This window comes from Maribacter antarcticus DSM 21422, assembly GCF_000621125.1.
In the GTDB taxonomy this organism is placed as follows: domain Bacteria; phylum Bacteroidota; class Bacteroidia; order Flavobacteriales; family Flavobacteriaceae; genus Maribacter; species Maribacter antarcticus.
This window is the reverse complement of record NZ_JHZC01000010.1, coordinates 117,015-139,471: the sequence shown is the minus strand read 5'-3', so window position 1 is coordinate 139,471 and position 22,457 is coordinate 117,015. Positions and strand designations below refer to the sequence as shown.

The window sequence follows — 22,457 nt, the reverse complement described above, 5'->3', positions numbered from 1 at the left end:
TGAGTTAGTCATTTAAATTCTGCATTTTAACACCTTTAAAAATGATGTTATAGAGGGCTTTAGCGGCCAAAGTGAACCGCTGAAAACGGATTTTGCACAATGCTATGAAACAACAAATAATCCCAATTACTTCAAAAAAATATAAATCTAATATTGTTGTACCTATGTTGTACCTGAGAAATAAAAAAGGCCTCAACATTTCTGTTAAGGCCTTTCAGTACTCGAGGCGGGAATCGAACCCGCACTCCGAAGAACTGGATTTTGAATCCAGCGCGTCTACCAGTTCCGCCACTCGAGCTTTTAAAACTAAGATGTAAAATTAAAAAAATATTTCGTTACAGCTACAAAATTATTGACATTTATAGTTTAGCAACCCAATTTAATTTTTAAGTTTGCACCTCCTTAGAAATCAGAGGTATTAAGATTACTTTCTCACATTCTAACGACACAACATTCGAAGCTATGGCATACCAAGTTCCAGAACCAAAGATTTTTGCATGTACACAAAGCATGGATTTGGGTGAAAAGATTGCCAAAGCCTACGGTACCAATCTTGGTAAAATTCTTTTCTCCCGTTACAGTGATGGGGAATTTCAGCCTTCTTTCGAGGAATCTATTAGAGGTACACGTATTTTTATTATCGGTTCTACCCACCCAGGAGCTGAAAACCTTATGGAAATGTTGCTGATGATAGATGCCGCCAAAAGGGCATCCGCACGGCATATTACAGCAGTTATGCCCTATTTTGGCTGGGCAAGACAGGATAGAAAAGATAAACCTAGGGTGCCTATTGCAGCAAAGTTAGTTGCCAAAATGCTAGAAACAGCCGGCGCAACAAGAATCATTACAATGGATCTGCATGCAGACCAGATTCAAGGATTCTTTGAAAAACCTGTAGACCATCTTTTTGCGTCTACCCTCTTTCTTCCTTACTTGAAAAACCTAGGCTTGGATAATTTAACCATAGCCTCACCAGATATGGGGGGTTCCAAAAGAGCTTATGCTTATTCCAAAGCTTTAGTAAGTGATGTTGTGGTTTGTTATAAGCAAAGAGCAAAAGCCAATGTAATAAGTCACATGGAGCTTATTGGTGATGTAAAGGGCAAGAACGTAGTTTTGGTCGATGATATGGTAGATACCGCAGGAACCCTCACAAAAGCAGCCGATTTAATGATGGAGCGTGGCGCCATTAGCGTGCGTGCTATTACAACGCACGGACTTCTATCTGGTGATGCATATGAGAAAATAGAAAAATCACAACTAACGGAATTAATCATAACAGATTCTATTCCTATTGAAATAAAAAGTAATAAGGTCCGTGTACTAAGTTGTGCTAATCTTTTTGCAGAAGTGATGGATAAAGTACACAACAACAATTCCATCTCTTCAAAGTTTCTTATGTAAGCACGAAGATCAAATTCAGAATTATTAATTTTTAATATATACAATGAAGTCAATTACAATTAAAGGATCAGAAAGAGAAAGCGTAGGCAAGAAGTCAACAAAAGCCTTACGTAATGCTGGAATGGTTCCTTGCGTAGTATACGGAGGGGATAAACCACTACACTTTTCAGCACATGAACTAGCGTTTAGAGAGTTAGTGTACACCGCAGCCGCGCATACTGTAGAGGTTGACTTGGGTCATGGAAAATTAAAAGCGATTATGCAAGACATCCAATTTCATCCAGTTACGGATAAAATTATGCATATCGATTTTTATCAATTATTTGATGACAAGGAAGTTACCATGAATATTCCCGTACGTTTAAAAGGTAATTCTCCAGGGGAAAGAGACGGTGGACGCTTATTGTTCAGAAAAAGAAAATTAGCCATTAAAGCTTTCCCGGACAAATTACCGGATTTCTTTGATGTCGATATTTCTAAATTAAAAATTGGCGAAAATATTACCGTCGAATCTTTATTGAACGAAGATTTTACTATTCTACATCCAGATAGCACCATAGTTGTACAAGTTAAAATGGCACGTACAGCGGTCTTAACAGAAGACGAAGAAGGTGAAGAAGGTGAAGAAGGAGCTGATGAAGAAACAGCACAAGAATAACTAAAGGTTATTTCTACAGATTGATATAGAGCATCCCGATACCCGTATCGGGATGCTTTTGTATTTTTAAGACTATAAGCACCTTTCATAATTATGTTAATATTCCTGAAGTCCCTTTTCAAAAAAGAAAGTAGCTTTTTAAACGAAGATGAAATCATGAAGAAATTTTTAATCGTAGGCCTTGGTAACATAGGAGATGAATACAAAGAAACACGCCACAATATTGGTTTTAAGATTTTGGATGCATTAGGTGCTAAAGAAGAATTTAGCTTTGAAACGGCAAAATTGGGAGATATAGGTATGTTTAAAGTAAAAGGCCGAAGTGTACTCTGTCTTAAACCATCTACCTATATGAACAGAAGCGGAAAAGCATTGAAATATTGGATGGACAAGGAGAAGATTCCGTTAGAAAATGTACTAGTCATTACAGATGATATTAATCTTCAATTCGGCACCATAAGAATAAAAACCAAAGGTAGCGACGGAGGCCATAATGGACTAAAGGATATCCAACTATTCCTGCAAGGGAATACGTATAATAGATTCCGGTTTGGTGTAGGGGCAGATTTTGGTAAGGGTAGACAAGTAGAGTATGTGCTAGGTAAATGGAACGAAGATGAAAATTCAGCAATAGTGGAACGCCTTAAAAAATCAGCAGAGGTAGTAACTTCCTTTGTACTGGCAGGCATTACTCGTACGATGAATCAATTCAATAATTCTTAAGTTTCCACGAAACTACAGCACTTTAAAGGTATATATCCCTGAACTGGTAGCGTTTCCTTCCGTATCCTTTGTAATTACACTCCAATAATACACGGTATTCGGTGCTACCGAAACTTTTTGCTCCAACACATCGGAAACTAAGGTTGCCACCAAATCTTCCGGTGGGTTTTCTGTTGAAAGATAGACTTCAAAATTCGAAATATCATCATCCAAATCGCTTGCAGACCAAGATAGGGTTATTTCATTATTAATATCCTTAAACACTCTCTGCGACATTCTTGGGCTTATGATATCTGCAGGAAAAGGCGCAAAAGAAGTGTTAAATCCGGAGTTATAAAAATTCCAAACAAGGCTGGAAATACTTTGTTCCACTTGGTTGTTTCGCGAACGCACCTGCCATGAAAAAGGAATACCTTTTTCTATGGGGAGGTTTGCAGATGTTGCAGCTGTGCTAATTGTTTGTGTACTTCCTGTATTTAAATTGGTCACCCTTAACTCATAAGTGTTGACATTTTTTGCTTCTTGCCATCTAAACGTTACCCGACTCGTACTTGCTCCTAAAGACTGCCCTGTAGTACATTCAGAATTTCGCTCCGGAAACACTAATTCTACTTGACCTGGAGGTTTGGGGTCATCCTTTTTACCACATCCGATAAGTAAGGACAACATAGCACCAATTAGAAAAATATTCCGTTTCATTTCTTAATGATTTTAGCTGTTCCTTTTATTCCTTCGCCCGCAAATTGAACGTAGTATATACCGTTAGCTAGTGCCCCCAAATCTATTTGTGTTCCATTATCGTTTACCTGTAAGCTCATTCCTTGAACAAACTGACCATCTGAAGCAAAAATACGCATCGTTACTGTACTACCAGTGCCTCCAAAATAAACACCGACGATATCAGTGAATGGATTTGGGTATAATATTGGCTCCTTCGAAAGTACAAACTGCTCGTTATACACGCCTTGGCAAGGAATGTCCGTAAACACCTTTAAAACGTTGATTCCATTCTTTAAATCTAAGGCAATGTTCGAGGATTGTGTCTGAATCGCTATCCCGTTCAGCTCAAGGTTATAGAAATCGGACCCAGATAGATTCAAAGTAAGTAGCGTGCCGTCCGTAGACACTTTTGAGCTAACTCCTAAAAAGTCGGGTTCAGAGATAATCACTTGAGTACAAAACTCTTCGTAAGTAATGGCACCATCCATTGCATTTATGCATACGCTGTACGTACCTGAACTTAAATCAGATATCTGAAATGTATTAGTAAAACCTTGCGTTTCGTCTACTCCTACTCCGCTTACCGTTACCTCGTAACTGAGACCTACCTTTGGTGTAATAATAATTTTACCATCGTTATTGGAACGACATGTTTCACTTTCTAAACTGATATTAAAATTCTGATTCGTAAACCGATAGATAGGGCATCCCGATATATCTACTTCTTGCCCCTCAGGGGTATCCAAACACAGGTCATCTCCGTCATCAAAAACACCGTCTTTGTCTGCATCTAATCTAAATTCGCCCTCAACGCAAACTTCCATCGAAAACGAATTCAACCTTCCCCCATCAGCAGGAGCATTATCCTTGATTTCTAAAGTCCACTCCCCAAGGATAGATTCTCCATTAAACGAACTTAAAGAACCTAATGGAGCTACCGTTCCACTGATGGCAGGGTTTCCACCACAAACAAATTCTGGTGCAGCATCATCAAATACCGTATTTATGTCTCTAGAGTCGTTACAGGAACTAGAGACCAGTACAACCGTAGTGCCAGCAGGTGAAATAAGGCTAATCTGTAAATCTGCCAAAAAACTATGCTCAACATTTAGCGACACATTAATATCTGCTATCGGCAAATCCTCATAAAATACTATTTTAGAAGTAATGGTAGGTGTATCTATCGAAGATATTTCTAATGGCAAATCAAAAGCAGTTACCGTATCACAGTTAAAGGATATCGTGCTAAAACTAAATGGAAGCCCAAAAACACCTTCGCCACAACTATTTTTGGGCTTTACGCGCCAAAAGTATGAAGCATTGTTTTCTAGATTTGTAGGTGTGTAAAAAGTATTGGCAACACTAACTGCCTCTATAATACTCGTAAAGTCGATATCTGTAGCTATTTCTAAATCATATTCAGTGTTTCTTACATTCCCTTCCCACTCCAAAACCTCAACTGTTGACACATCGTTTGCACCGTTTAAAGGTGCCGTAGAAGCCACCTCTACAAAATTAGTATCGTAGATGATTAAATTCAAGGTTATTTCTTTAGTAACCGTCGCAGATGTGGATACTACCTGAATCGGATAGGTGCCAACAGCCAAACTTCCTGTCCCTGAAAAAGTAATGCTTACAGGGGTGTCATCTGATATCGCAGTAGTAGTTGAAAAAACAGCGGTTAATCCCGCGGGAGCATCAGTAACACTAAATGTACTCTCCTCGACAAAATCTAAATACGTTTCATACGTGAAGTCGACCACAAGATCGCCTGGCTTGCATATCTCATAATCTAATTCCGCAAAGCTGAGTACAACCTCAGATGGCATGATGTTAAAATTTGCAGCATTGACAGCGAAAAAAATATTTTCCGAAGCCTTAACCATAAATCTACCATTGGAAGTAGGTATACCGGGTATCACGGTATTATACATACCATTATTGGTGATATTCTCGGCAACGAGGATGGGAAAGGTCTGTCCTCCATCCGTAGATAGGAAAATAGCTACCGTTTCTGCAGAGATAGGAGCCAAATGGGTATCTGCCACATCCCAACTAAGGGTCTGTACCTCACCTGCTACGTAGGTCACAGATGTATCTTGAGAATTTACCACAAAAGGGCCTGCATCATTCGTTACAAGTACGGACATCTCATCAGAAATCAATTGACCTCCATTTAAGGCATTATCACGCACGGTTAATGCAAAATTGAGTTCCCGCTCTACCAAGGACAAGGTCTCCCAAGCTGTATTCAACCCCGGAGTTGTTTGTGTTAAATCACCAGACAATATGCGCTCCAATTTTGGAAAATAACGAAAAGGTAAAGTGATCGGAGGCAAAGACCTAAACAATGCTCCACTAGGACTGGTTGGCCCAAACGTTGCTTGGGTAATGATACCACTATCAGTTTGTTCCCATGCGTAGGTAAGGACGTCATCAACATCTGTATCCGTAGCGTTTCCAGAAAGGACAAAAGCGGTACCTTTTGGAATAGTGAAATCTGCAACAGGAACCAAAGTGGGCGGCGTATTGACCAAAGAAGTGGTTTCGCCACAAGAAATAGTTGCTAGATAGTCACGTATCTGAACAATACTGAAATAATGAAAATAATCATCGCTATTTTTGGCTACATCATTCTCATTTGTAATACCTGCATACCCCATAATAGTGGTGCCGCTTCCAGGCTCTACCTGTGCCTGTGTTCCTTCAGAAATATGAGAGAACGTGTGGTTTGCTCCAAACTGATGCCCCATTTCGTGAGCCACCAAATCTATAGCGAAAAAATCTCCCTGTGGAGATGAAAGCGTGCTATATGCGCTTCCTTTTCTACCAGCACGACAAACAGCACCTACAAACCCAGCATTTCCGTCCAGTGCATTGTCTCTTTGGTTAAAAAGATGCCCTATATCATAATTTGCATCACCAATTACGGAATCTAAGGTATTCTGCGTCTGAGCACTCAAACCACCAGTAAAAGGGTCTGTTTCTGAATCTAAATAGATCACCTCATCGGTAGTTCCTATCAACTCCAAGGTAACGCCCAAATCATTTTCTAAAACTTCGTTAATCCTAGTAACAGAAGCATTTATGGCTGCCAAAGCATCTACTTTAGTGCCACCATGAAAAGCAGTATATTCCCCGGAAGCCGCCACGGCAAGTCTAAACTTTCGTAACACTTGGTCGTTTACGAGCCGTGCAGAAAGGGCATTCCCCATATTCGCTATTTCAGGGCTTGTTTTACAAACAAATGCCTCCTTGGTGGCTCTGTCTTTCGCGTCATATAGGATATATTTTCCCTTAAGGCCTTTTTCCATAAAAACAGAACCTCCATTCCCAGCAGTAGACATCATACTATGAATTCCCTTGTGCGAAACGCTAAAACGAATACGTTTCCCATCGTTCAAAACACTCGTTCCTTTATAGGATTTAATATTGGGGTACTTTTGAGCAAGTGCTTCAGAGAAGGTACTAGCTTCGACCACCTCAAACGGAATATGTTTTCCATTTGCATCAGGAAAATAGACAACTCCAGCACGACTACGAGCCTTGGATACGGATGTCAGTTGGTTTTTAAAACGGACTTCATCCAAGGTATACGCACTTGCTTTTTCGATTACAAAACGTTCCAAGGAGGCGCGCTCCTCTGTTCGGGTTAAATCCGTATCTTTCCAATATGTAGTTTGGGCAGCTCCATAAAAGGAAGCAAATACCATTGTAATTGAAAAAACTAAGCGTAATTTTGCACTCATTGAGGGACTTTTATCTCAGTTTCAAATATAGTTCTTTTATTTTCTATCATAAGTGATTACAGTCCATAGCATTTCCGAATACAAAGCACAAGAATCTGTTGCCATTACCATAGGCACATTTGACGGTGTGCATATTGGTCACTGCAAAATACTGGAAAAAGTCATAAACCGTGCCAAAGACGCTAACTTAAAATCGGCGGTACTCACCTTTTTCCCCCACCCTAGAATGGTAGTTCAAAAAGATACGGACATAAAACTATTGAACACCATAGCCGAAAAGCAGTTGATTCTTTCCAAAATGGGATTGGATGTCTTAGTAATCCACCCCTTTACTACTGCCTTTTCCAGATTAACCGCTACCGAATTTGTTCGAGATCTTTTAGTAAATAAACTTAAATCAAAAAAAATAATTATAGGTTACGACCATCGATTTGGGCGCAACCGCACTGCAAACATCAACGATCTCGTCGCTTTTGGTAATATATTGGACTTTTCTGTAGAAGAAATACAAGTACAAGAAATAGAAGAGGTATCCATAAGCTCTACTAAAATAAGAAAGGCACTAGAGAAAGGTGACGTCACTACAGCAAACATTTACTTAGGGTATGAGTACATGCTTACCGGCTCTGTTAAAAAAGGAAAGGGATTAGGCCGAAAACTTAATTATCCAACCGCTAATCTATCCATTGAGGAAACATACAAACTTATTCCAAAAACGGGTGCATATACCGTAAAAAGTATCTTGAACGGAAAAGAAGTCCATGGCATGATGAACATTGGCTATAACCCTACCGTAAACGGCACCCATAAAACCATTGAAATACACTTTTTTGATTTCAAGGAAAATCTGTACGGCCAAATTATACAAATAGACATGTTACATCGCTTGCGGGATGAACGTAAATTTGATTCCTTGGATGCTTTGCAAGAGCAACTGGCGAAGGATAAAGAAATGTCACTTCGATATATATCCCAGTAATCATGTTAGACCGGTTTTTATTTCAAAGGATAGACAACAGTCCATTAATTATCTTTCGTATCTTTTTTGGTTTCCTTGTAGCCTGCGAAAGCTTTGGTGCGCTTGCAACAGGGTGGGTGCATAAAAACCTCGTAGAGCCGCGTTTCAACTTCCCATTTATAGATTTTAATTGGCTACAGCCCCTACCGGGTTATGGGATGTATGTTTACTTTTCTATGATGGGCCTATTGGGGGTTTGTATTGCCTTAGGGTATAAATACCGATTCAGTATTATTTCATTTACCCTGCTTTGGACGGCTGTTTATCTCATGCAGAAAACAGCATACAACAATCATTATTATTTGTTGGTACTACTTTCCCTGTTTATGTGTTTTGTTCCTGCAGATAAAAATTATTCATTAGCCGTAAAAAAACATCCAGAACAGAAGTCCGATACCATGTACAGCTATATGAAATGGCTTATCGTATTCCAACTTTTAATTGTGTACGTATACGCCTCTACAGCGAAATTATATGGTGATTGGCTAGATTTTGGAATGATACGCATTTTGATGCGACCCGTGGCGCATTATCCTTTAATAGGCGAGTTGCTTCAACAAGAATGGACACACAAAATTATCGGAACTGTAGGTATTTTATTCGATTTATTAATTATCCCTGCCCTACTTTGGAACCGCACTCGCAAACTGGCTTTCTGTTTATCTATATTTTTTCATCTGTTCAACTCCATTGTTTTTCAAATCGGTATTTTTCCCTATTTATCCTTAGCTTTCAGTGTGTTTTTCTTTGAACCAGAGACTATTCGTCGCATCTTTTTCAAAAAGAAAAAAGGGTACATTGGAAATGAAGTAAAGGTTCCTAAACACAGAAATATAATCCTCACCCTACTAAGTAGTTACTTTATCATTCAATTACTGTTACCCTTACGCCATCATTTTATTTCGGATAATGTACTCTGGACAGAAGAAGGACATAGACTAAGCTGGCGCATGATGTTACGTAGCAGATCCGGAAAAGGGAAATTCAAGGTTGTAAATAATCAGACTGGTGAAAAAACAATAATAGAACCCAAAGAATTCTTAAGCAACAGCCAACAACGAAAAGTATTTGCTTACCCCGATTTTGCATGGCAATTTGCTGGTTACCTACAACAAGAATACGCTCAAAATGGAGAAAACATATCGGTATATCTAGAGCAATCCCGTATTAGCATAAACGGAAAGCCATATGCCCCATTTATAGACCCAAAAACCGATTTGGCTAATACGCCCTGGTTGCGGTTTAAGCATCATGCATGGATTCTTCCTTCTGCTTTAGAGGATAAATAGTACGCTAGTTTCAGGTTTCTATTATTTCAAGTTTTTGAACTTTGGGAGGGGATTAACAGAGTAGGTCTTTACGAGGAGTTAGAAGGAAGTACACTCTTGAATTATAGCTGTGATAGCAATTGAAAGCAATACATATTTTTTGCCGACCTTAGGTAAATTACTTTGACCAAAAAGAACCTTCCAAGGACCTTAAATTGCTATTTGTTCTTGTATCTGATTTTTATATTTGTATCAGAACTTGATACTTACGCTTGATGACGAAATGTATCTTCTTTAAATCGGAAGATTAGTTTAAATTTGCACACTTAAACAGCAGAATCATGTTACAGGTACAGGTCATCCGAGAGCAGAAAGACGAAATGATTGCCGCTTTCAAAAAACGGAATATTGACGGTAGTGCATTGCTTGAAGAAGTGTTGCAGCTAGACGAAAAAAGACGTGCTACACAAACACGTTTAGATTCCGTTTTGGCAGAATCTAATTCGCTTTCTAAGGAAATCGGTATCCTGTACAAATCCGGAAAGGCACAAGAGGCCAGCGGACTAAAAGAAAAAACAGCGACCTTGAAAGAGGAATCCAAACAACTCAACGACGAGTTGACCGCCACTGCGGATGCGCTTCAGACCTTGTTATACCAAATCCCAAACGTTCCGCACAACTCCGTTCCAGCAGGTAGCTCGGAAACGGATAATGAGGAAATTTTTAGCGAAGGTGAGATACCAGAATTGATTAATGATGCCTTACCTCACTGGGAACTAGCTAAAAAATATGATATTATAGACTTTGAACTTGGCGTTAAAATTGCCGGTGCGGGATTTCCTGTATACAAAGGCAAGGGCGCTCGTTTGCAACGAGCGTTGATCGCATATTTTTTAGACAAGAACACGGCAGCTGGCTACACCGAAATACAAGTGCCGCATCTTGTAAACGAGATTTCTGGATACGGAACTGGACAGTTGCCAGACAAGGAAGGGCAAATGTACCATATCACCGCAGACGACCTATACCTTATCCCGACTGCCGAAGTCCCTGTGACCAATATCTTTAGGGATGTTATCCTAAACGAGAACGAATTTCCCGTAACATATACCGGCTACACACCCTGTTTTAGAAGAGAGGCCGGAAGCTACGGCGCTCACGTTCGCGGTTTAAACCGTTTACACCAGTTCGATAAAGTAGAAATCGTACGCGTAGAACACCCAAGCAAATCGTACCAAGCATTGGATGGCATGGTAGACCATGTAAAAGAAATTTTACGTGAACTAAAATTACCTTACCGAATACTACGCCTTTGTGGCGGCGACCTCGGCTTTACCGCTGCCCTTACCTATGATTTTGAAGTATTTTCAACAGCTCAGGACCGTTGGTTAGAGATTAGCTCGGTTTCTAATTTTGAGACCTACCAAGCCAACCGTTTAAAACTGCGCTATAAAGACGAAAATGGAAAAAGTCAATTAGCACACACACTTAACGGAAGCTCCTTGGCGCTCCCCAGAGTCTTGGCCGGCATCTTAGAAAATTATCAGACTGCGGACGGTATTCAAATCCCAGAAGTATTGATACCTTATTGTGATTTTGATAAGATAGATTGAAGTTTACCTAACACCTTTCCAAGGGTACGCTAAACCGGTTAACGTACTGCAACACTACACTTAAATCGTGTCCTAGTTGGTAGTTCATATCACATGAAAACGCATGACACTATTCGTGCAAAAAACCCAAATTAACACTCTTACCAAACAAGAAGATTCTTTATATAAAAACCTAAGTACAACAACGCACGGAACAGCGTTAGCTCATAAAATAACAAACAAACTGATAAAAGCACCAAACATAAATAGAGGACTCTATTTCTCCTATCGCGACTATTGCGGTTTGGGCTTGTTCTATAAAATGGTACATTTATCATGAACACTTCATATGGTGGGTATGGCCTAGATATAGGTATCGCTAGTTTTAATTCCAATATGCATTTCACTAATTGGCTCGCTAGAGAAAGTGACCAAGGCATGTGGCATTACAGGAAGAATTTCAATTATCAAACAATCATTAAAATAAGATTAGAGTAGTTTTTGGACGATAAGTATAACCCTAGATAAAACGAATATAGTGCCTATGTGCACGCTCTTTAGCAAATTCCTATTGCGCAGACCAACCATATCTAAGCTAACGATTGGCAAGTTAGTCAAAGGTTCTCCCAGCCTCATGGCAAAAAAGTATTCTCTCCTCATATTTTAAAGCCGAAACTTGCGGTTTCTTTAACAGCTACTTATCGCATTCTCCTTATCTTTGGATATGCGTCTTTCTCTATTTCTCTTTGCCTATTTTGCGCTGCTGTCAACTGCAATTGCCCAAGAAAATTTTTTGGCCAAACAGTATTTTGAGGATGGAGATTTTGAAAAAGCGGTGGTTTTTTATGAAAAACTGACTAGAAAAAATCCGAGAAGAACAGACTACCTACAAGGTTTGATAGCTTGCTACCAGCAGTTGGAACGCTACGAGGACGCCAAGCGTTTTTTAACGGAACGCTTAAAAAGTAAAAGCCCCCACCCAACACTGCTTATTGAACTCGGTTATAATTTCACCTTACAAGATTCTACGTCACAGGCCACTATTTATTTTGACCAAGTACTGGAGGTTATCGCAGAAAATCCTAATTACGGTTATGCCTTAGGGTACCAATTTCAAAAATATAGTTTATTGGATAGGGCCGTTTCCGCCTATCAAAAAGCTATGGAAATAAATCCTCAACTAGATTTTAATTTTCAGTTGGCGCGTATTTATGGAGAGCAGGGAAATGTAGATAAAATGTATCGCTCCTACCTCAACTTAATGAGTAATGGAAAAACCTCTAAATCGAATATTCTTAGAAGTATTGACGCCTTTGTAACGTCTGACACAGAAAGCTATAACAACACCGCCCTTAAAGCAATATTACTGGAAAACGCACAAAAAAATCCAGACATCATCTGGAATGAACTATTGAGTTGGTTGTTTGTACAGCAACAGCAATATGGCAGTGCCTTTAGACAGGAAAAAGCGATTTATAAGCGTATGGAAAATGGCAATACCTTGCGATTGGAAAACCTGAGCAAATTGGCCTTGGAGGCAAATAAAATCGAAGTAGCCCGCGATATCTTCGAATATCTTATAAAAGAATCTAATAACGTGGTTACCGCTCTAGATGCAGAACTTAGCCTTATTGATATTGATTTACGGTATACCAAGAAAAGCCAACTGGAAACCATCCAGAAAAAATATGAAGCGCTTATTGAAACCCATGGATACAAGACCCAAACCTTGCAGTTACAAGTAGCCTATGCTAACTTCCTGACCTTCAAAAAGGACGATCCGGAACCTGCGATTGAACTCTTAAAGAATTCATTGGAACTTCCTCTAAACGAAAGAGGAACTGCCTTTATAAAATTGGCTTTAGGAGATATTCTAGTCTACAACAAGAAGTTTAACGAAGCATTGATTTACTTCTCCCAGATACAACAAAAACTAAAAAACGATGTGTTGGGACAAAACGCAAGATACAAAGTAGCAGAGACCAGTTTTTATAAAGGAGATTTTGAGTGGGCACTTACCCAATTAAAAGTACTCCGAAGTTCTACTTCCCAGCTTATTGCCAACGATGCCATGCAATTAAGTTTGTTGATTTCGGACAATTCCCTAGAAGACTCTACTCAAACCGCACTAAGAAAATACGCCCGAGCAGATTTCCTATCCTATCAGAACAAAACACAAGAGGCTGTGGATGCCTTAGAAGATATCCTACAAAATCATAAAGGTGAAAAAATAGAGGACGAAGCCCTGTTGAAACAAGCACAACTGTTCGAATCGCAAGAAAAATATGAAGCGGCAGAATTGAATTATATGAAGATAATAGAATTCTATAGCGCTGGTATACTTGCAGACGATGCCTACTTCGCCTTAGGCGAACTCTATAGAAAACGCTTGAACCAACCTGACAAGGCCAAAGCACAGTTCGAAAAAATTATTTACAACTATCAAGACAGTTACTATTTTCCCCAAGCCCGAAAGAATTTTAGGATATTGAGAGGGGATGCTATAAACTAGGAAGTAGTTGCTAGGTGGTAGTCGTTAGCTCGATGAACCAAGTTTCAGATTAAAATATTCAATCCATATGAAAAGTGTTTTTTATAACGTTTTAGGTAAACTACTTTTGTATTTAAACGTGTATATCCTAAGCGTAGTAGGAGCGTTAAAATTGCATTTGTTCTTTGAACTTGAACTTGAACTTTTAGAATGTACATATACAACGTAACCACCAACATAGAAGAAAGCGTGCAAAAAAAATGGGTGCAATGGATGAAGGAAAAACATATACCCGATGTTTTGAACACCGGTAAGTTCATCAACGCAAAAATGAGCAAAGTACTTGTGGAAGAGGATATGGGCGGAGTCACCTATTCCGTTCAGTTTTCAGCGGCAACCAAAGCGCTACTAGAAAAGTATTACCAAGAAGATGCGCCAAGACTTCGCAAAGAAGCCAATAACCTGTTTGCAGGAAAGTTCGTCGCTTTTCGGACGGAGATGAAAGTGGTTGACGAACAGCATGTAATGCGCCCCAGCGCTACACATTACTTATTCACCTACGGGACGCTACAGGAAGAGGCTGTGCAGTTAGGGGTTTTTTCAAGACTGCTTCCTGGGATTCAGGACACCCTAATTAATTATAAAATAGCAGTACAAAAAGTAGCCAATCGTTATCCTACCCTAGAGTACACCAACAATATGAAAGACAAAATAATAGGTAAAATGTACACCCTAAGCCCCGAAGAATTAGAAAAGGCAGACACATATGAGGGAGAAGCCTATGAGCGAATTAAAATTACGCTAGTCTCAGGTAACAAAGCATGGGCATACCAAGCAAAAACAAGTTAAGAAGAAACCAACGCAATGGGTAAAAAGAAAAATAAAAAAGGAGAACCCTTTCGTAAGAAATACGAAGAAAAAGGACCCGTAAGGGCAAAGAAGCACTTAGGTCAACATTTCTTAAAGGACGAGGGCATTGCAAGACAGATTGCGGAAACCTTGACATTTAAACACTGTACCAACGTTATAGAAATTGGACCCGGAACAGGCGTGCTTACGAAATATTTATTATTACAAGAGATAGATTTAGTAGCTATGGATTTGGATGCAGACTCTATCACCTATCTTAACCACAGCTTCCCATTAGAACACCCAAAAGTGTTGCAAGGCAAGGGGTCTTTTAAAGTTATAGAAGGGGATTTTCTTAAGTATGATTTACATAGCCTTTTTGGAGAAGAACAATTTGCCATCACAGGTAACTTCCCTTATAACATCTCTACACAAATCGTTTTTAAAATGTTGGAGATGCGCCAACAAATTCCGGAATTCTCAGGCATGTTCCAAAAAGAAGTGGCGCAACGAATCTGCTCGTCACATGGCAGTAAAACCTATGGGATACTCTCAGTTTTGGCACAGGCCTTTTACGATGCTGAATATCTATTTACGGTACATCCACAAGTATTTGACCCACCACCAAAGGTACAGTCCGGCGTGCTTAGGCTTACCCGAAAAACAGGTTTTGAATTACCCTGTGATGAAAAGCTGTTTTATAGAGTAGTAAAAACGGCTTTTAACCAACGTAGGAAAACACTTAGAAACAGTTTAAAAAGCCTTGCTCTTTCAGATATTCTTAAAGAAGATACTATATTTGACCAACGCCCAGAACAACTTGCCGTTGCAGATTTTATAGCACTTACCAAGAAGATAGCAGATGACTCCCTTTAAACTCACAGAAGAACTTGTAACCAAGATAGAGCAGCTCATTGAATCACAAGGAGATGCAGCACTTAATTCCCTTTTGGAAGATGTGCATTATGCAGATATAGCAGAAATCATCAATGAACTTGATGAAGATGAGGCCACCTACCTTATAAAATTACTAGAAAGTGATAAAACCTCTGATGTCCTTACTGAACTGGACGAGGATGTACGGGAAGCCATTTTGGGAAATTTATCCTCTAAAGAAATTGCAGAGGAACTAGAGGAACTGGATACCGATGATGCTGCCGATATTATAGGAGAACTTCCTCAGGAAATCGTACAGCAAGTTATTTCGGAAATAGAGGATAGGGAACATGCTAAAGATATTGTAGACCTGTTACGCTACGATGAGAACTCCGCAGGCGGACTCATGGCAAAGGAACTTGTAAAAGTCCTTGATAGTTGGAACGTACTTGCTTGTGTTAAGGAAATGCGTATCCAAGCAGAAAACGTTACCCGCGTGCATTCGATTTATGTGGTAAATGAAGACGATATGCTTATGGGACGCCTTTCTTTAAAGGATCTACTTACAGCAAAGAACACCGCTCAAATAAAAGATGTTTTTATTCCTAAGGTCGATTACGTAAACGTGAACGAAAAACCAGAAGAGGTAGCTAAAATCATGAGTAAATATGATTTGGAAGCTATTCCGGTAATTGATGAAATCGGCAGATTGGTGGGTCGTATCACCATTGACGATATTGTAGACGTTATCCGTGAGGAAGCGGAGAAGGATTACCAAATGGCCGCGGGTATTTCGAAAGATGTGGAGGCAGATGATAGCATTTGGGAGTTGACACGTGCACGCCTACCTTGGCTCATCTTAGGTCTTTTTGGCGGAGCAGGGGCAGCAGTCATTATGGGAGGTTTTGAGGAAATGTTCAAGCAATACACCATACTGTTTCTCTTTACCCCTTTAATTGCAGCGATGGCCGGTAATGTAGGCGTACAGTCCAGCGCTATCATCGTGCAAGGTTTGGCAAACGACGATATTAAAGGAAGTATTGGTAGCAGATTGATAAAAGAAATGCTGTTGGCCCTTCTCAATGGGGTTATACTGGCAGCACTACTATTGTTATTTACTTGGGTATGGAAGGGAGATTTCCTTACTGCATTGGCCATATCACTTTCTCTGATTGCAGTTATTGTAGTCGCAGGATTCATAGGTACTTTTACGCCACTTTTCCTACACAAGAGGGGAATAGACCCGGCTATTGCCACTGGGCCGTTTATAACTACGAGCAATGATATTTTTGGGATTCTTATTTACTTTATGATTGCTAAAACAGTCCTTGGTATTTAGAATATGGCTCAAAAAAGAATATACATACGCTGAAAACTAAACGCTATTTTACGGCTATTTTAAATAGTTAGAAAACTACAAAACACAAGTACATGAAACCCATCAACCTCAAAGAAAAACATGTCCTTTTTACAAAGCAATGGCATCCGCACCAAATTGCTGCTGTAGATAACATGCAAGTACTGCTTGCTAAAATTAAAGGGGAATTCGTCTGGCATGCTCACGAAGATGAAGACGAGCTTTTTCAGGTCTTGAAAGGAACTTTATATATGAAGTTTCGGGATAGAACAGAAGTAGTTAAAGAAGGGGAAATTATTGTAGTACCAAAAGGTGTGGAACATTGTCCCTTTACAAAAAATGGCGAAGAAGTGCATTTATTACTGTTCGAAAAGCAAGATACCGCACATACAGGAGCAGTCAAACATGAATTGACCCAAACAGATTATCCTAAAATATAAAATCAATGAAGGTACTGCATATAGACACAAACCACCCTTTGATTATTGAACAATTCAATACTCTAGGTTTTCATAATGATGAGGATTATACGTCTACAAAAGCGGAAATTGAAAAAAAAATACATCATTATGATGGACTTATCATACGCAGTAGGTTTAGTTTAGACGAATCCTTCCTTAAAAAAGCGACCAAGCTAAAGTTTATTGGACGTTTGGGAGCCGGACTGGAAAATATAAATATCAGCTTTGCCAAGAAGCAAGGTGTTTTTTTAGCTGCAGCACCGGAAGGCAATCGAAACGCCGTTGGCGAACATACCCTAGGAATGCTGCTCTCCCTCTTCAATAAATTGAATAAAGCAGACAAAGAAGTACGAAATGGTATTTGGGATCGTGAAGGCAATAGAGGGCTGGAACTAGATGGTAAAACCGTGGGAATTATCGGCTACGGAAATATGGGAAAAGCGTTTGCAAAAAAACTCAGGGGTTTTGATGTAACCGTTCTTTGTTATGATATTAAAGGGGGTGTTGAGAATGAAAACGCTCGCCAAGTGGGTATTCTAGAACTATATCAAAAAGCAGAGATACTAAGCCTACATGTTCCTCAAACAAAAGAAACTATAGGAATGATTGATTCAGAGTTTATTGAAAAATTCCACCATCCGTTCTGGATATTAAATACCGCCAGAGGAAAATGCATTCAAACGGAAGACCTGGTAGCTTCATTACATAGCGGCAAAATTCTTGGTGCAGGATTGGATGTTCTAGAGTATGAAAAAGTATCCTTTGAAGACATGTTCAAAACTGACAATGGCAAGGAAAATATGCCTACCGCCTTTGAAGAACTTTTAAAAATGGATAATGTACTCCTATCCCCACATGTGGCCGGCTGGACGATTGAAAGCAAAGAGAAGTTGGCACAGACCATCGTAGATAAAATTTGGGAAGCGTTTTGCTAGCTTACCTCTTTTCTTCATAAAACCACATCATTGAAAAATAAAAGGAGACACCTATGCGTGCGTAACTAACGAAGTTCCCGATACCATGTATTTATGGGTACTATTTAGTAGCATTCTAATTAAATTTACAAGCGCGTTTCAATCATCAACTGCGGCGAAAACCATTTGTCTAAATTTCCATCCCGTCTCATCATTCACTGGGCCTTGTGTTTGTTTCATTAGTATGCCGATGATATTTTCAGATGGGTCTGCGAAATATTGGGTATTAAAATAGCCGCCCCAGTCAAACGTACCTTCGCTGCCTAAGCCACCCATAGCGGCTCCTTTTTCATTGATTAATCCAAATGCAAGTCCGTAGTGCTTATCACCGTCCCAAATGGCGCCTATTTGATTACTCATAATGCTACGTATAGTGGTTCGGCTAAGGAGTCGCACTCCGTTTAGCTCCCCGTGGTTGAGATATAGCTGTAAAAAAGTCGCATAATCTTTAGCGGTACTGGATAATCCAGCTCCACCAGAAAAGAAGGTTTTAGCCCCTTTTATAGGGTAGTCAGTGTCATAAAAAGTGATGGGATATTTCACCCATTTGTTTCCCTCCTTTGTCTGTACGGGTACCAAACGGTCATGTTTTTCTTTGGGCAAGTAGAACCAGGTATCTTCCATCCCCAAAGGCTCAAAAATGTGCATTTTCAAAAAATTATCAAACGGCATGCCTGAAATCACTTCCACAAAATAGGCCAATACATCCAAACCTTCGCTATAGGTAAAGTTCTCACCCGGTTCATGATGCAGTGGTAGTTTTGCTAATTTCTTAACGCTTGCCCCAATGGTTATCTGATTTGTAGTAAACAAATCGGTAATACCTGCCTTAGCATACATTTTCTTAAACCGCGCATCACCATCAATAACCCCGTAACCAATTCCCGAAGTATGGGTGATTAAATCTCGTATTGTAATTTGATTCTTCGCTGGTTTGGTAGTATAGGTACTATCTGTCTCGTTAAAAATATCTAGCAGTTGTGCTTCGCCAAATTCTGGAATGTATTTAGAAATAGGATCATCCAGTTTAAACTTACCTTCTTCCCATAGCATTAGTACTGCGGTAGATGTAATGGCCTTGGTCTGGGAGGCTATTCTAAAAATGGCATCTTTACGCATGGCTTTTTTACTTTTACCATCGGCCATACCATAGGCTTTATGGAATATAATTTTACCGTTCCTAGCTATAAGGGCAACTGCACCAGGAAGCTCATTTGCTAGTATAGTCTGCTGTAACATGGCGTCAATTTTAGTAAGACGTTCTTGACACATACCCTGTGATTCTGGTATACTCTCGGTCAATGCTTGTGATTGCTTAGCAGAAGAAGTTTGGCCAGATAGCCCTACACAAAGGAAGAAGGATAGAAGTGTTAGTGTTTTCTGCATTATAATTGCTATTGGTTGATGTTTTAAAAGTAGTTAAAGTTTTTGATTTTATACAATCTACTGGTAGATTAGAAGATTGTATTGTTGCGGTAGGTATCAATATTCGTATGAAAATTGGTCTGCTTATTTTGTATGTCTTATATTCGAATTTCATTTTTTAATTCAAATAGAATATTTCGTAAGAATGAATCAATAGTATATAACCAAACAACCAATTTTTTATGGATTTACTAGCAGTCTTTTCTTTTGTAGGGTTTACCACCTTAGTAGCTATAATTGCTTGGTACGCTACGCGATCAACTAACGAAAAATCATCTGATGGGTATTTTTTAGGAGGAAGAAGTCTTACAGCTGGGGTTATAGCAGGTTCGCTTTTATTAACAAATCTTTCCACAGAACAAATCGTAGGGCTCAACGGTAGCGCCTATAAGGATGGTTTGTCCGTAATGGCATGGGAAACACTGGCTGCTATTGCAATGGTGGTTACAGCAGTACTTTTATTGCCTAGGTATTTAAAAGGAGGGCTAACCACAGTGCCGCAATTTCTTGCAGATAGGTTTGATGTAACTACAAAAACCCTAACCTCTGGACTGTTTCTAACCGGCTATGTGGTCGTATTGTTACCTGTAATTTTGTATTCAGGATCGGTAGCTATTAGCGGTATGTTTGATATAGCGGGCATGTTTGATATTTCTGAAAAGACCGCATTGGTTTGTTGTATTTGGGGTATTGGTCTTATAGGTTCTGTTTATGCTGTTTTTGGAGGATTAAAGGCCGTAGTTGTTTCCGATAGTATTAATGCTATAGGGTTAATGATTGGCGGAATATTAATTCCTGTTTTTGGATTAATGGCGATTGGGAACGGAAGTGTATTTGAAGGATTGGATTTACTCATGACAACGAATCCAGAACGGTTTGATTCTACAGGTGAACATGGTCAAGAAGTACCTTTTTTAACCATTTTCACTGGAATGATGTTAGTACAACTTTTTTATTGGGGTACAAATCAGCAAATAATCCAAAGAGCTTTAGGTGCCAAAAACTTAGCTGAAGGACAAAAAGGATTATTGTTAGCTGCTTTTTTTAAAATATTAGGCCCTTTAATATTGGTATTACCAGGAATGATTGCCTATCATTATTTTGAAGGGGGTTTGGCTTCTAGTGACCTCGCTTATCCAGAATTGGTAAGGGCAGTATTGCCAAAACCAATGATTGGTTTTTTTGCTGCTGTGTTGTTTGGCGCTATTCTGAGCTCTTTTAATAGTGTACTTAATAGTTCTGTTACCCTATTCGGAATAGATATTTACAAACAACATATTAATAAAGACGCAAACGAAGTAACCGTTGTAAAATATGGTAAAATATTTGGTGTTTGTTTGGCACTTGCCGCTATGTTTATTGCACCCCTCATTGCCAATGCAGGTAGTTTGTTTAACTATCTTCAGGAAATAAACGGTATTTATAGTATTCCAATATTCACTATAATTGTCGTAGGTTATCTTACGAAAAGAGTGCCTGCAATAGCTGCTAAAATTGGTATAGTCACGGGGTCTCTACTCTATTGTTTAAGCCAATTTATTCTAAAACCAAACTTTATTGATACTGCATTGGAACAAGCAAAAGCGTCTGGCATAACTGGTGAAGCAGAATTAGCAATGATAGAAGCGGATGCGTATCCGCACTTTCTGCATATTATGGCTATTCTATTTGTTTCAAACATCATCATCATGCTCATTATCGGGTACTTTAAACCTAGAGAAGAAGCTTTTGAACTTCAATATACGAAGCAAGTGAGTATTGAACCTTACAAGTACGTAAAGCAAGTGGGATTAACTATTGTTGTTGTTGTAGTGGGTATCTATATTTATTTTGCGAAATAAGAAGAGGTAATTATCCCTAAAATACAACTAAAAATAGATGTCTTGCGCCACTCTAAAGGTGTTAGCGTGTGCATCTATAATGGTCTTAATATCCGGAGAGTAACCGCCTCCCATACTACATTGTACCGGAATTTGAAGTTGATGACAAGTGTCAAGCACAAAAGCATCTCGTTGTTTGCAGCCATCAATAGTGAGCCCCAAAGTGCCTAATTTATCCGTAGAAATAACATCCACGCCGCAAAGGTAAAAAATGAAGTCTGGCTGTTCTTGATTTATTAGTTTGGGGAGCGTTTTTTTTAAAATGGATAGATACTCGGAATCGTTCGTGCCTTTTGCCAATGGTATATCTAAATCTGATTGTTCTTTTTTAAATGGATAATTAGATGCTCCATGCATAGAAAATGTAAACACAGAAGCATCATTCTGAAAAATTTCCGCTGTGCCATTGCCCTGGTGCACATCTAAATCTACAACGAGTATTTTTTTAGCTAAGTTTTTGAACTGTAAATAACGTGCGCCAATAGCTTGGTCATTTAACATACAAAATGCTTCTCCCCTATCGGTATATGCATGGTGGGTACCTCCGGCAATATTCATGGCCACACCATATTCTAATGCAAACTCACAGCCTTTCATAGTGCCATCAGCTATAATGCGCTCTCGTTCTACCAGGTCTTCGGTTAAGGGGAACCCTATTTTCCGAGCTTCTTTATGTGGAATCTTTATGTTCAACAAATCATAGAAATATTCAGGGTCGTGTACCGCAACGATATATTTATCATTGGGGATTTCCGGCTCAAAAAAATTCGCTTGATTACAAGTACCTTCGTGTAGCAATTGCTTGGGTAGTAAATCATACTTCAACATAGGAAAGCGATGGCCTTCAGGTAGTGGGTGCTGGTAAATGGGGTGGTAAGCGATTTTAAGCATAGGGAACAAAGATAAACCTAATCCTCTTTATTGGTATATATAATGAGGTGGTCTATTAGTTCTGTTGATCATATTCTATAACGACTTTTAGTACTCGGCTGAGACCACACTTACTATTCAT

18 protein-coding genes and 1 tRNA gene are annotated in these 22,457 nt (G+C 39.2%); 14 read left to right on the top strand and 5 right to left on the bottom strand.

The window, feature by feature from the left end:
* Positions 1 to 218 precede the first annotated feature (218 nt).
* Positions 219 to 298 (bottom strand) — tRNA-Leu (locus Q360_RS0111420).
* A 164-nt stretch (positions 299 to 462) separates the two neighbouring features.
* On the opposite strand from Q360_RS0111420, the gene Q360_RS0111415 reads away from it, so the two are divergent.
* The 3 genes from Q360_RS0111415 to pth all read left to right on the top strand — a co-directional run bounded on the left by Q360_RS0111415 (position 463) and on the right by pth (position 2,785).
* Positions 463 to 1,404, top strand: coding sequence for a ribose-phosphate pyrophosphokinase (locus Q360_RS0111415; RefSeq protein WP_027077221.1), 942 nt, complete (start codon positions 463 to 465; stop codon positions 1,402 to 1,404).
* A gap of 43 nt (positions 1,405 to 1,447) precedes the next feature.
* Positions 1,448 to 2,062, top strand: a complete 615-nt coding sequence (locus Q360_RS0111410) for a 50S ribosomal protein L25/general stress protein Ctc (RefSeq protein WP_027077220.1) — start codon at positions 1,448 to 1,450, stop codon at positions 2,060 to 2,062.
* A 93-nt stretch (positions 2,063 to 2,155) separates the two neighbouring features.
* Complete coding sequence (gene pth, locus Q360_RS0111405) at positions 2,156 to 2,785, top strand: aminoacyl-tRNA hydrolase (protein WP_027077219.1); 630 nt, start codon at positions 2,156 to 2,158, stop codon at positions 2,783 to 2,785.
* A gap of 12 nt (positions 2,786 to 2,797) precedes the next feature.
* Here the strand turns inward: pth and Q360_RS0111400 are convergent, their stop codons facing one another.
* On the bottom strand, positions 2,798 to 3,484 hold the full coding sequence (locus Q360_RS0111400) for a hypothetical protein (RefSeq protein WP_027077218.1): 687 nt from the start codon (positions 3,482 to 3,484) through the stop codon (positions 2,798 to 2,800).
* A complete protein-coding gene (locus Q360_RS0111395; protein ID WP_027077217.1) occupies positions 3,481 to 7,254 on the bottom strand; it encodes a zinc-dependent metalloprotease in 3,774 nt (1,257 codons plus the stop codon). Before Q360_RS0111395 ends, Q360_RS0111400 begins: the two co-directional genes overlap by 4 nt.
* A 52-nt stretch (positions 7,255 to 7,306) precedes the next feature.
* On the opposite strand from Q360_RS0111395, the gene Q360_RS0111390 reads away from it, so the two are divergent.
* The 10 genes from Q360_RS0111390 (at position 7,307) to Q360_RS0111340 (ending at position 18,101) form a co-directional block, all read left to right on the top strand.
* Positions 7,307 to 8,233, top strand: a complete 927-nt coding sequence (locus Q360_RS0111390) for a bifunctional riboflavin kinase/FAD synthetase (protein WP_027077216.1) — start codon at positions 7,307 to 7,309, stop codon at positions 8,231 to 8,233.
* A gap of 2 nt (positions 8,234 to 8,235) precedes the next feature.
* Positions 8,236 to 9,561: an HTTM domain-containing protein gene (locus Q360_RS0111385; RefSeq protein WP_027077215.1), complete on the top strand. Its 1,326-nt coding sequence runs from the start codon at positions 8,236 to 8,238 to the stop codon at positions 9,559 to 9,561.
* A 320-nt stretch (positions 9,562 to 9,881) separates the two neighbouring features.
* Positions 9,882 to 11,153: a serine--tRNA ligase gene (gene serS / locus Q360_RS0111380; protein ID WP_027077214.1), complete on the top strand. Its 1,272-nt coding sequence runs from the start codon at positions 9,882 to 9,884 to the stop codon at positions 11,151 to 11,153.
* A gap of 315 nt (positions 11,154 to 11,468) precedes the next feature.
* The gene (locus tag Q360_RS25790) at positions 11,469 to 11,630 is read left to right on the top strand and encodes a hypothetical protein (RefSeq protein WP_156950088.1); all 162 of its coding nucleotides are present in this window, start codon (positions 11,469 to 11,471) and stop codon (positions 11,628 to 11,630) included.
* A 226-nt stretch (positions 11,631 to 11,856) separates the two neighbouring features.
* Positions 11,857 to 13,644 carry a tetratricopeptide repeat protein gene (locus Q360_RS0111365; protein ID WP_027077212.1) on the top strand — a complete coding sequence of 596 codons (1,788 nt, stop codon included), beginning with the start codon at positions 11,857 to 11,859 and terminating at the stop codon, positions 13,642 to 13,644.
* A gap of 189 nt (positions 13,645 to 13,833) precedes the next feature.
* Complete coding sequence (locus Q360_RS27185) at positions 13,834 to 14,472, top strand: DUF4286 family protein (RefSeq protein ID WP_084273418.1); 639 nt, start codon at positions 13,834 to 13,836, stop codon at positions 14,470 to 14,472.
* A 15-nt stretch (positions 14,473 to 14,487) separates the two neighbouring features.
* Positions 14,488 to 15,348, top strand: a complete 861-nt coding sequence (gene rsmA / locus Q360_RS0111355) for a 16S rRNA (adenine(1518)-N(6)/adenine(1519)-N(6))-dimethyltransferase RsmA (RefSeq protein ID WP_027077211.1) — start codon at positions 14,488 to 14,490, stop codon at positions 15,346 to 15,348.
* Positions 15,335 to 16,687 (top strand): magnesium transporter, encoded by a 1,353-nt coding sequence (gene mgtE / locus Q360_RS0111350; RefSeq protein ID WP_027077210.1) that lies wholly within the window; start codon positions 15,335 to 15,337, stop codon positions 16,685 to 16,687. The genes rsmA and mgtE overlap by 14 nt, the downstream gene beginning before the upstream one ends.
* A gap of 92 nt (positions 16,688 to 16,779) precedes the next feature.
* Complete coding sequence (locus Q360_RS0111345) at positions 16,780 to 17,145, top strand: cupin domain-containing protein (protein WP_027077209.1); 366 nt, start codon at positions 16,780 to 16,782, stop codon at positions 17,143 to 17,145.
* A gap of 5 nt (positions 17,146 to 17,150) precedes the next feature.
* Entirely contained in the window at positions 17,151 to 18,101 is a 951-nt protein-coding gene (locus Q360_RS0111340; protein WP_027077208.1) for a 2-hydroxyacid dehydrogenase, read from the top strand.
* 138 nt (positions 18,102 to 18,239) lie between these two features.
* Here the strand turns inward: Q360_RS0111340 and Q360_RS0111335 are convergent, their stop codons facing one another.
* A complete protein-coding gene (locus tag Q360_RS0111335; protein WP_027077207.1) occupies positions 18,240 to 19,526 on the bottom strand; it encodes a serine hydrolase domain-containing protein in 1,287 nt (428 codons plus the stop codon).
* 221 nt (positions 19,527 to 19,747) lie between these two features.
* Between Q360_RS0111335 and Q360_RS0111330 the strand changes: the two genes are divergently transcribed.
* On the top strand, positions 19,748 to 21,406 hold the full coding sequence (locus tag Q360_RS0111330; RefSeq protein ID WP_027077206.1) for a solute:sodium symporter family transporter: 1,659 nt from the start codon (positions 19,748 to 19,750) through the stop codon (positions 21,404 to 21,406).
* Between the two features lie 27 nt (positions 21,407 to 21,433).
* Here the strand turns inward: Q360_RS0111330 and Q360_RS0111325 are convergent, their stop codons facing one another.
* On the bottom strand, positions 21,434 to 22,336 hold the full coding sequence (locus Q360_RS0111325) for a histone deacetylase family protein (protein WP_027077205.1): 903 nt from the start codon (positions 22,334 to 22,336) through the stop codon (positions 21,434 to 21,436).
* Between the last annotated feature and the right edge of the window lie 121 nt (positions 22,337 to 22,457).

What these genes read in the sequence shown, in the direction of transcription:
- Q360_RS0111395 (WP_027077217.1), bottom strand. Translation starts at nt 7,254, where the DNA reads ATGAGTGCAAAATTACGCTTAGTTTTTTCAATTACAATGGTATTTGCT.
- Q360_RS0111325 (WP_027077205.1), bottom strand. Translation starts at nt 22,336, where the DNA reads ATGCTTAAAATCGCTTACCACCCCATTTACCAGCACCCACTACCTGAA.
- Q360_RS25790 (WP_156950088.1), top strand. Translation starts at nt 11,469, where the DNA reads ATGAACACTTCATATGGTGGGTATGGCCTAGATATAGGTATCGCTAGT.
- Q360_RS0111345 (WP_027077209.1), top strand. Translation starts at nt 16,780, where the DNA reads ATGAAACCCATCAACCTCAAAGAAAAACATGTCCTTTTTACAAAGCAA.
- Q360_RS0111365 (WP_027077212.1), top strand. Translation starts at nt 11,857, where the DNA reads ATGCGTCTTTCTCTATTTCTCTTTGCCTATTTTGCGCTGCTGTCAACT.
- mgtE (WP_027077210.1), top strand. Translation starts at nt 15,335, where the DNA reads ATGACTCCCTTTAAACTCACAGAAGAACTTGTAACCAAGATAGAGCAG.
- pth (WP_027077219.1), top strand. Translation starts at nt 2,156, where the DNA reads ATGTTAATATTCCTGAAGTCCCTTTTCAAAAAAGAAAGTAGCTTTTTA.
- Q360_RS0111330 (WP_027077206.1), top strand. Translation starts at nt 19,748, where the DNA reads ATGGATTTACTAGCAGTCTTTTCTTTTGTAGGGTTTACCACCTTAGTA.
- Q360_RS0111410 (WP_027077220.1), top strand. Translation starts at nt 1,448, where the DNA reads ATGAAGTCAATTACAATTAAAGGATCAGAAAGAGAAAGCGTAGGCAAG.
- rsmA (WP_027077211.1), top strand. Translation starts at nt 14,488, where the DNA reads ATGGGTAAAAAGAAAAATAAAAAAGGAGAACCCTTTCGTAAGAAATAC.
- Q360_RS0111340 (WP_027077208.1), top strand. Translation starts at nt 17,151, where the DNA reads ATGAAGGTACTGCATATAGACACAAACCACCCTTTGATTATTGAACAA.
- Q360_RS0111385 (WP_027077215.1), top strand. Translation starts at nt 8,236, where the DNA reads ATGTTAGACCGGTTTTTATTTCAAAGGATAGACAACAGTCCATTAATT.
- serS (WP_027077214.1), top strand. Translation starts at nt 9,882, where the DNA reads ATGTTACAGGTACAGGTCATCCGAGAGCAGAAAGACGAAATGATTGCC.
- Q360_RS0111335 (WP_027077207.1), bottom strand. Translation starts at nt 19,526, where the DNA reads ATGCAGAAAACACTAACACTTCTATCCTTCTTCCTTTGTGTAGGGCTA.
- Q360_RS0111400 (WP_027077218.1), bottom strand. Translation starts at nt 3,484, where the DNA reads ATGAAACGGAATATTTTTCTAATTGGTGCTATGTTGTCCTTACTTATC.
- Q360_RS27185 (WP_084273418.1), top strand. Translation starts at nt 13,834, where the DNA reads ATGTACATATACAACGTAACCACCAACATAGAAGAAAGCGTGCAAAAA.
- Q360_RS0111415 (WP_027077221.1), top strand. Translation starts at nt 463, where the DNA reads ATGGCATACCAAGTTCCAGAACCAAAGATTTTTGCATGTACACAAAGC.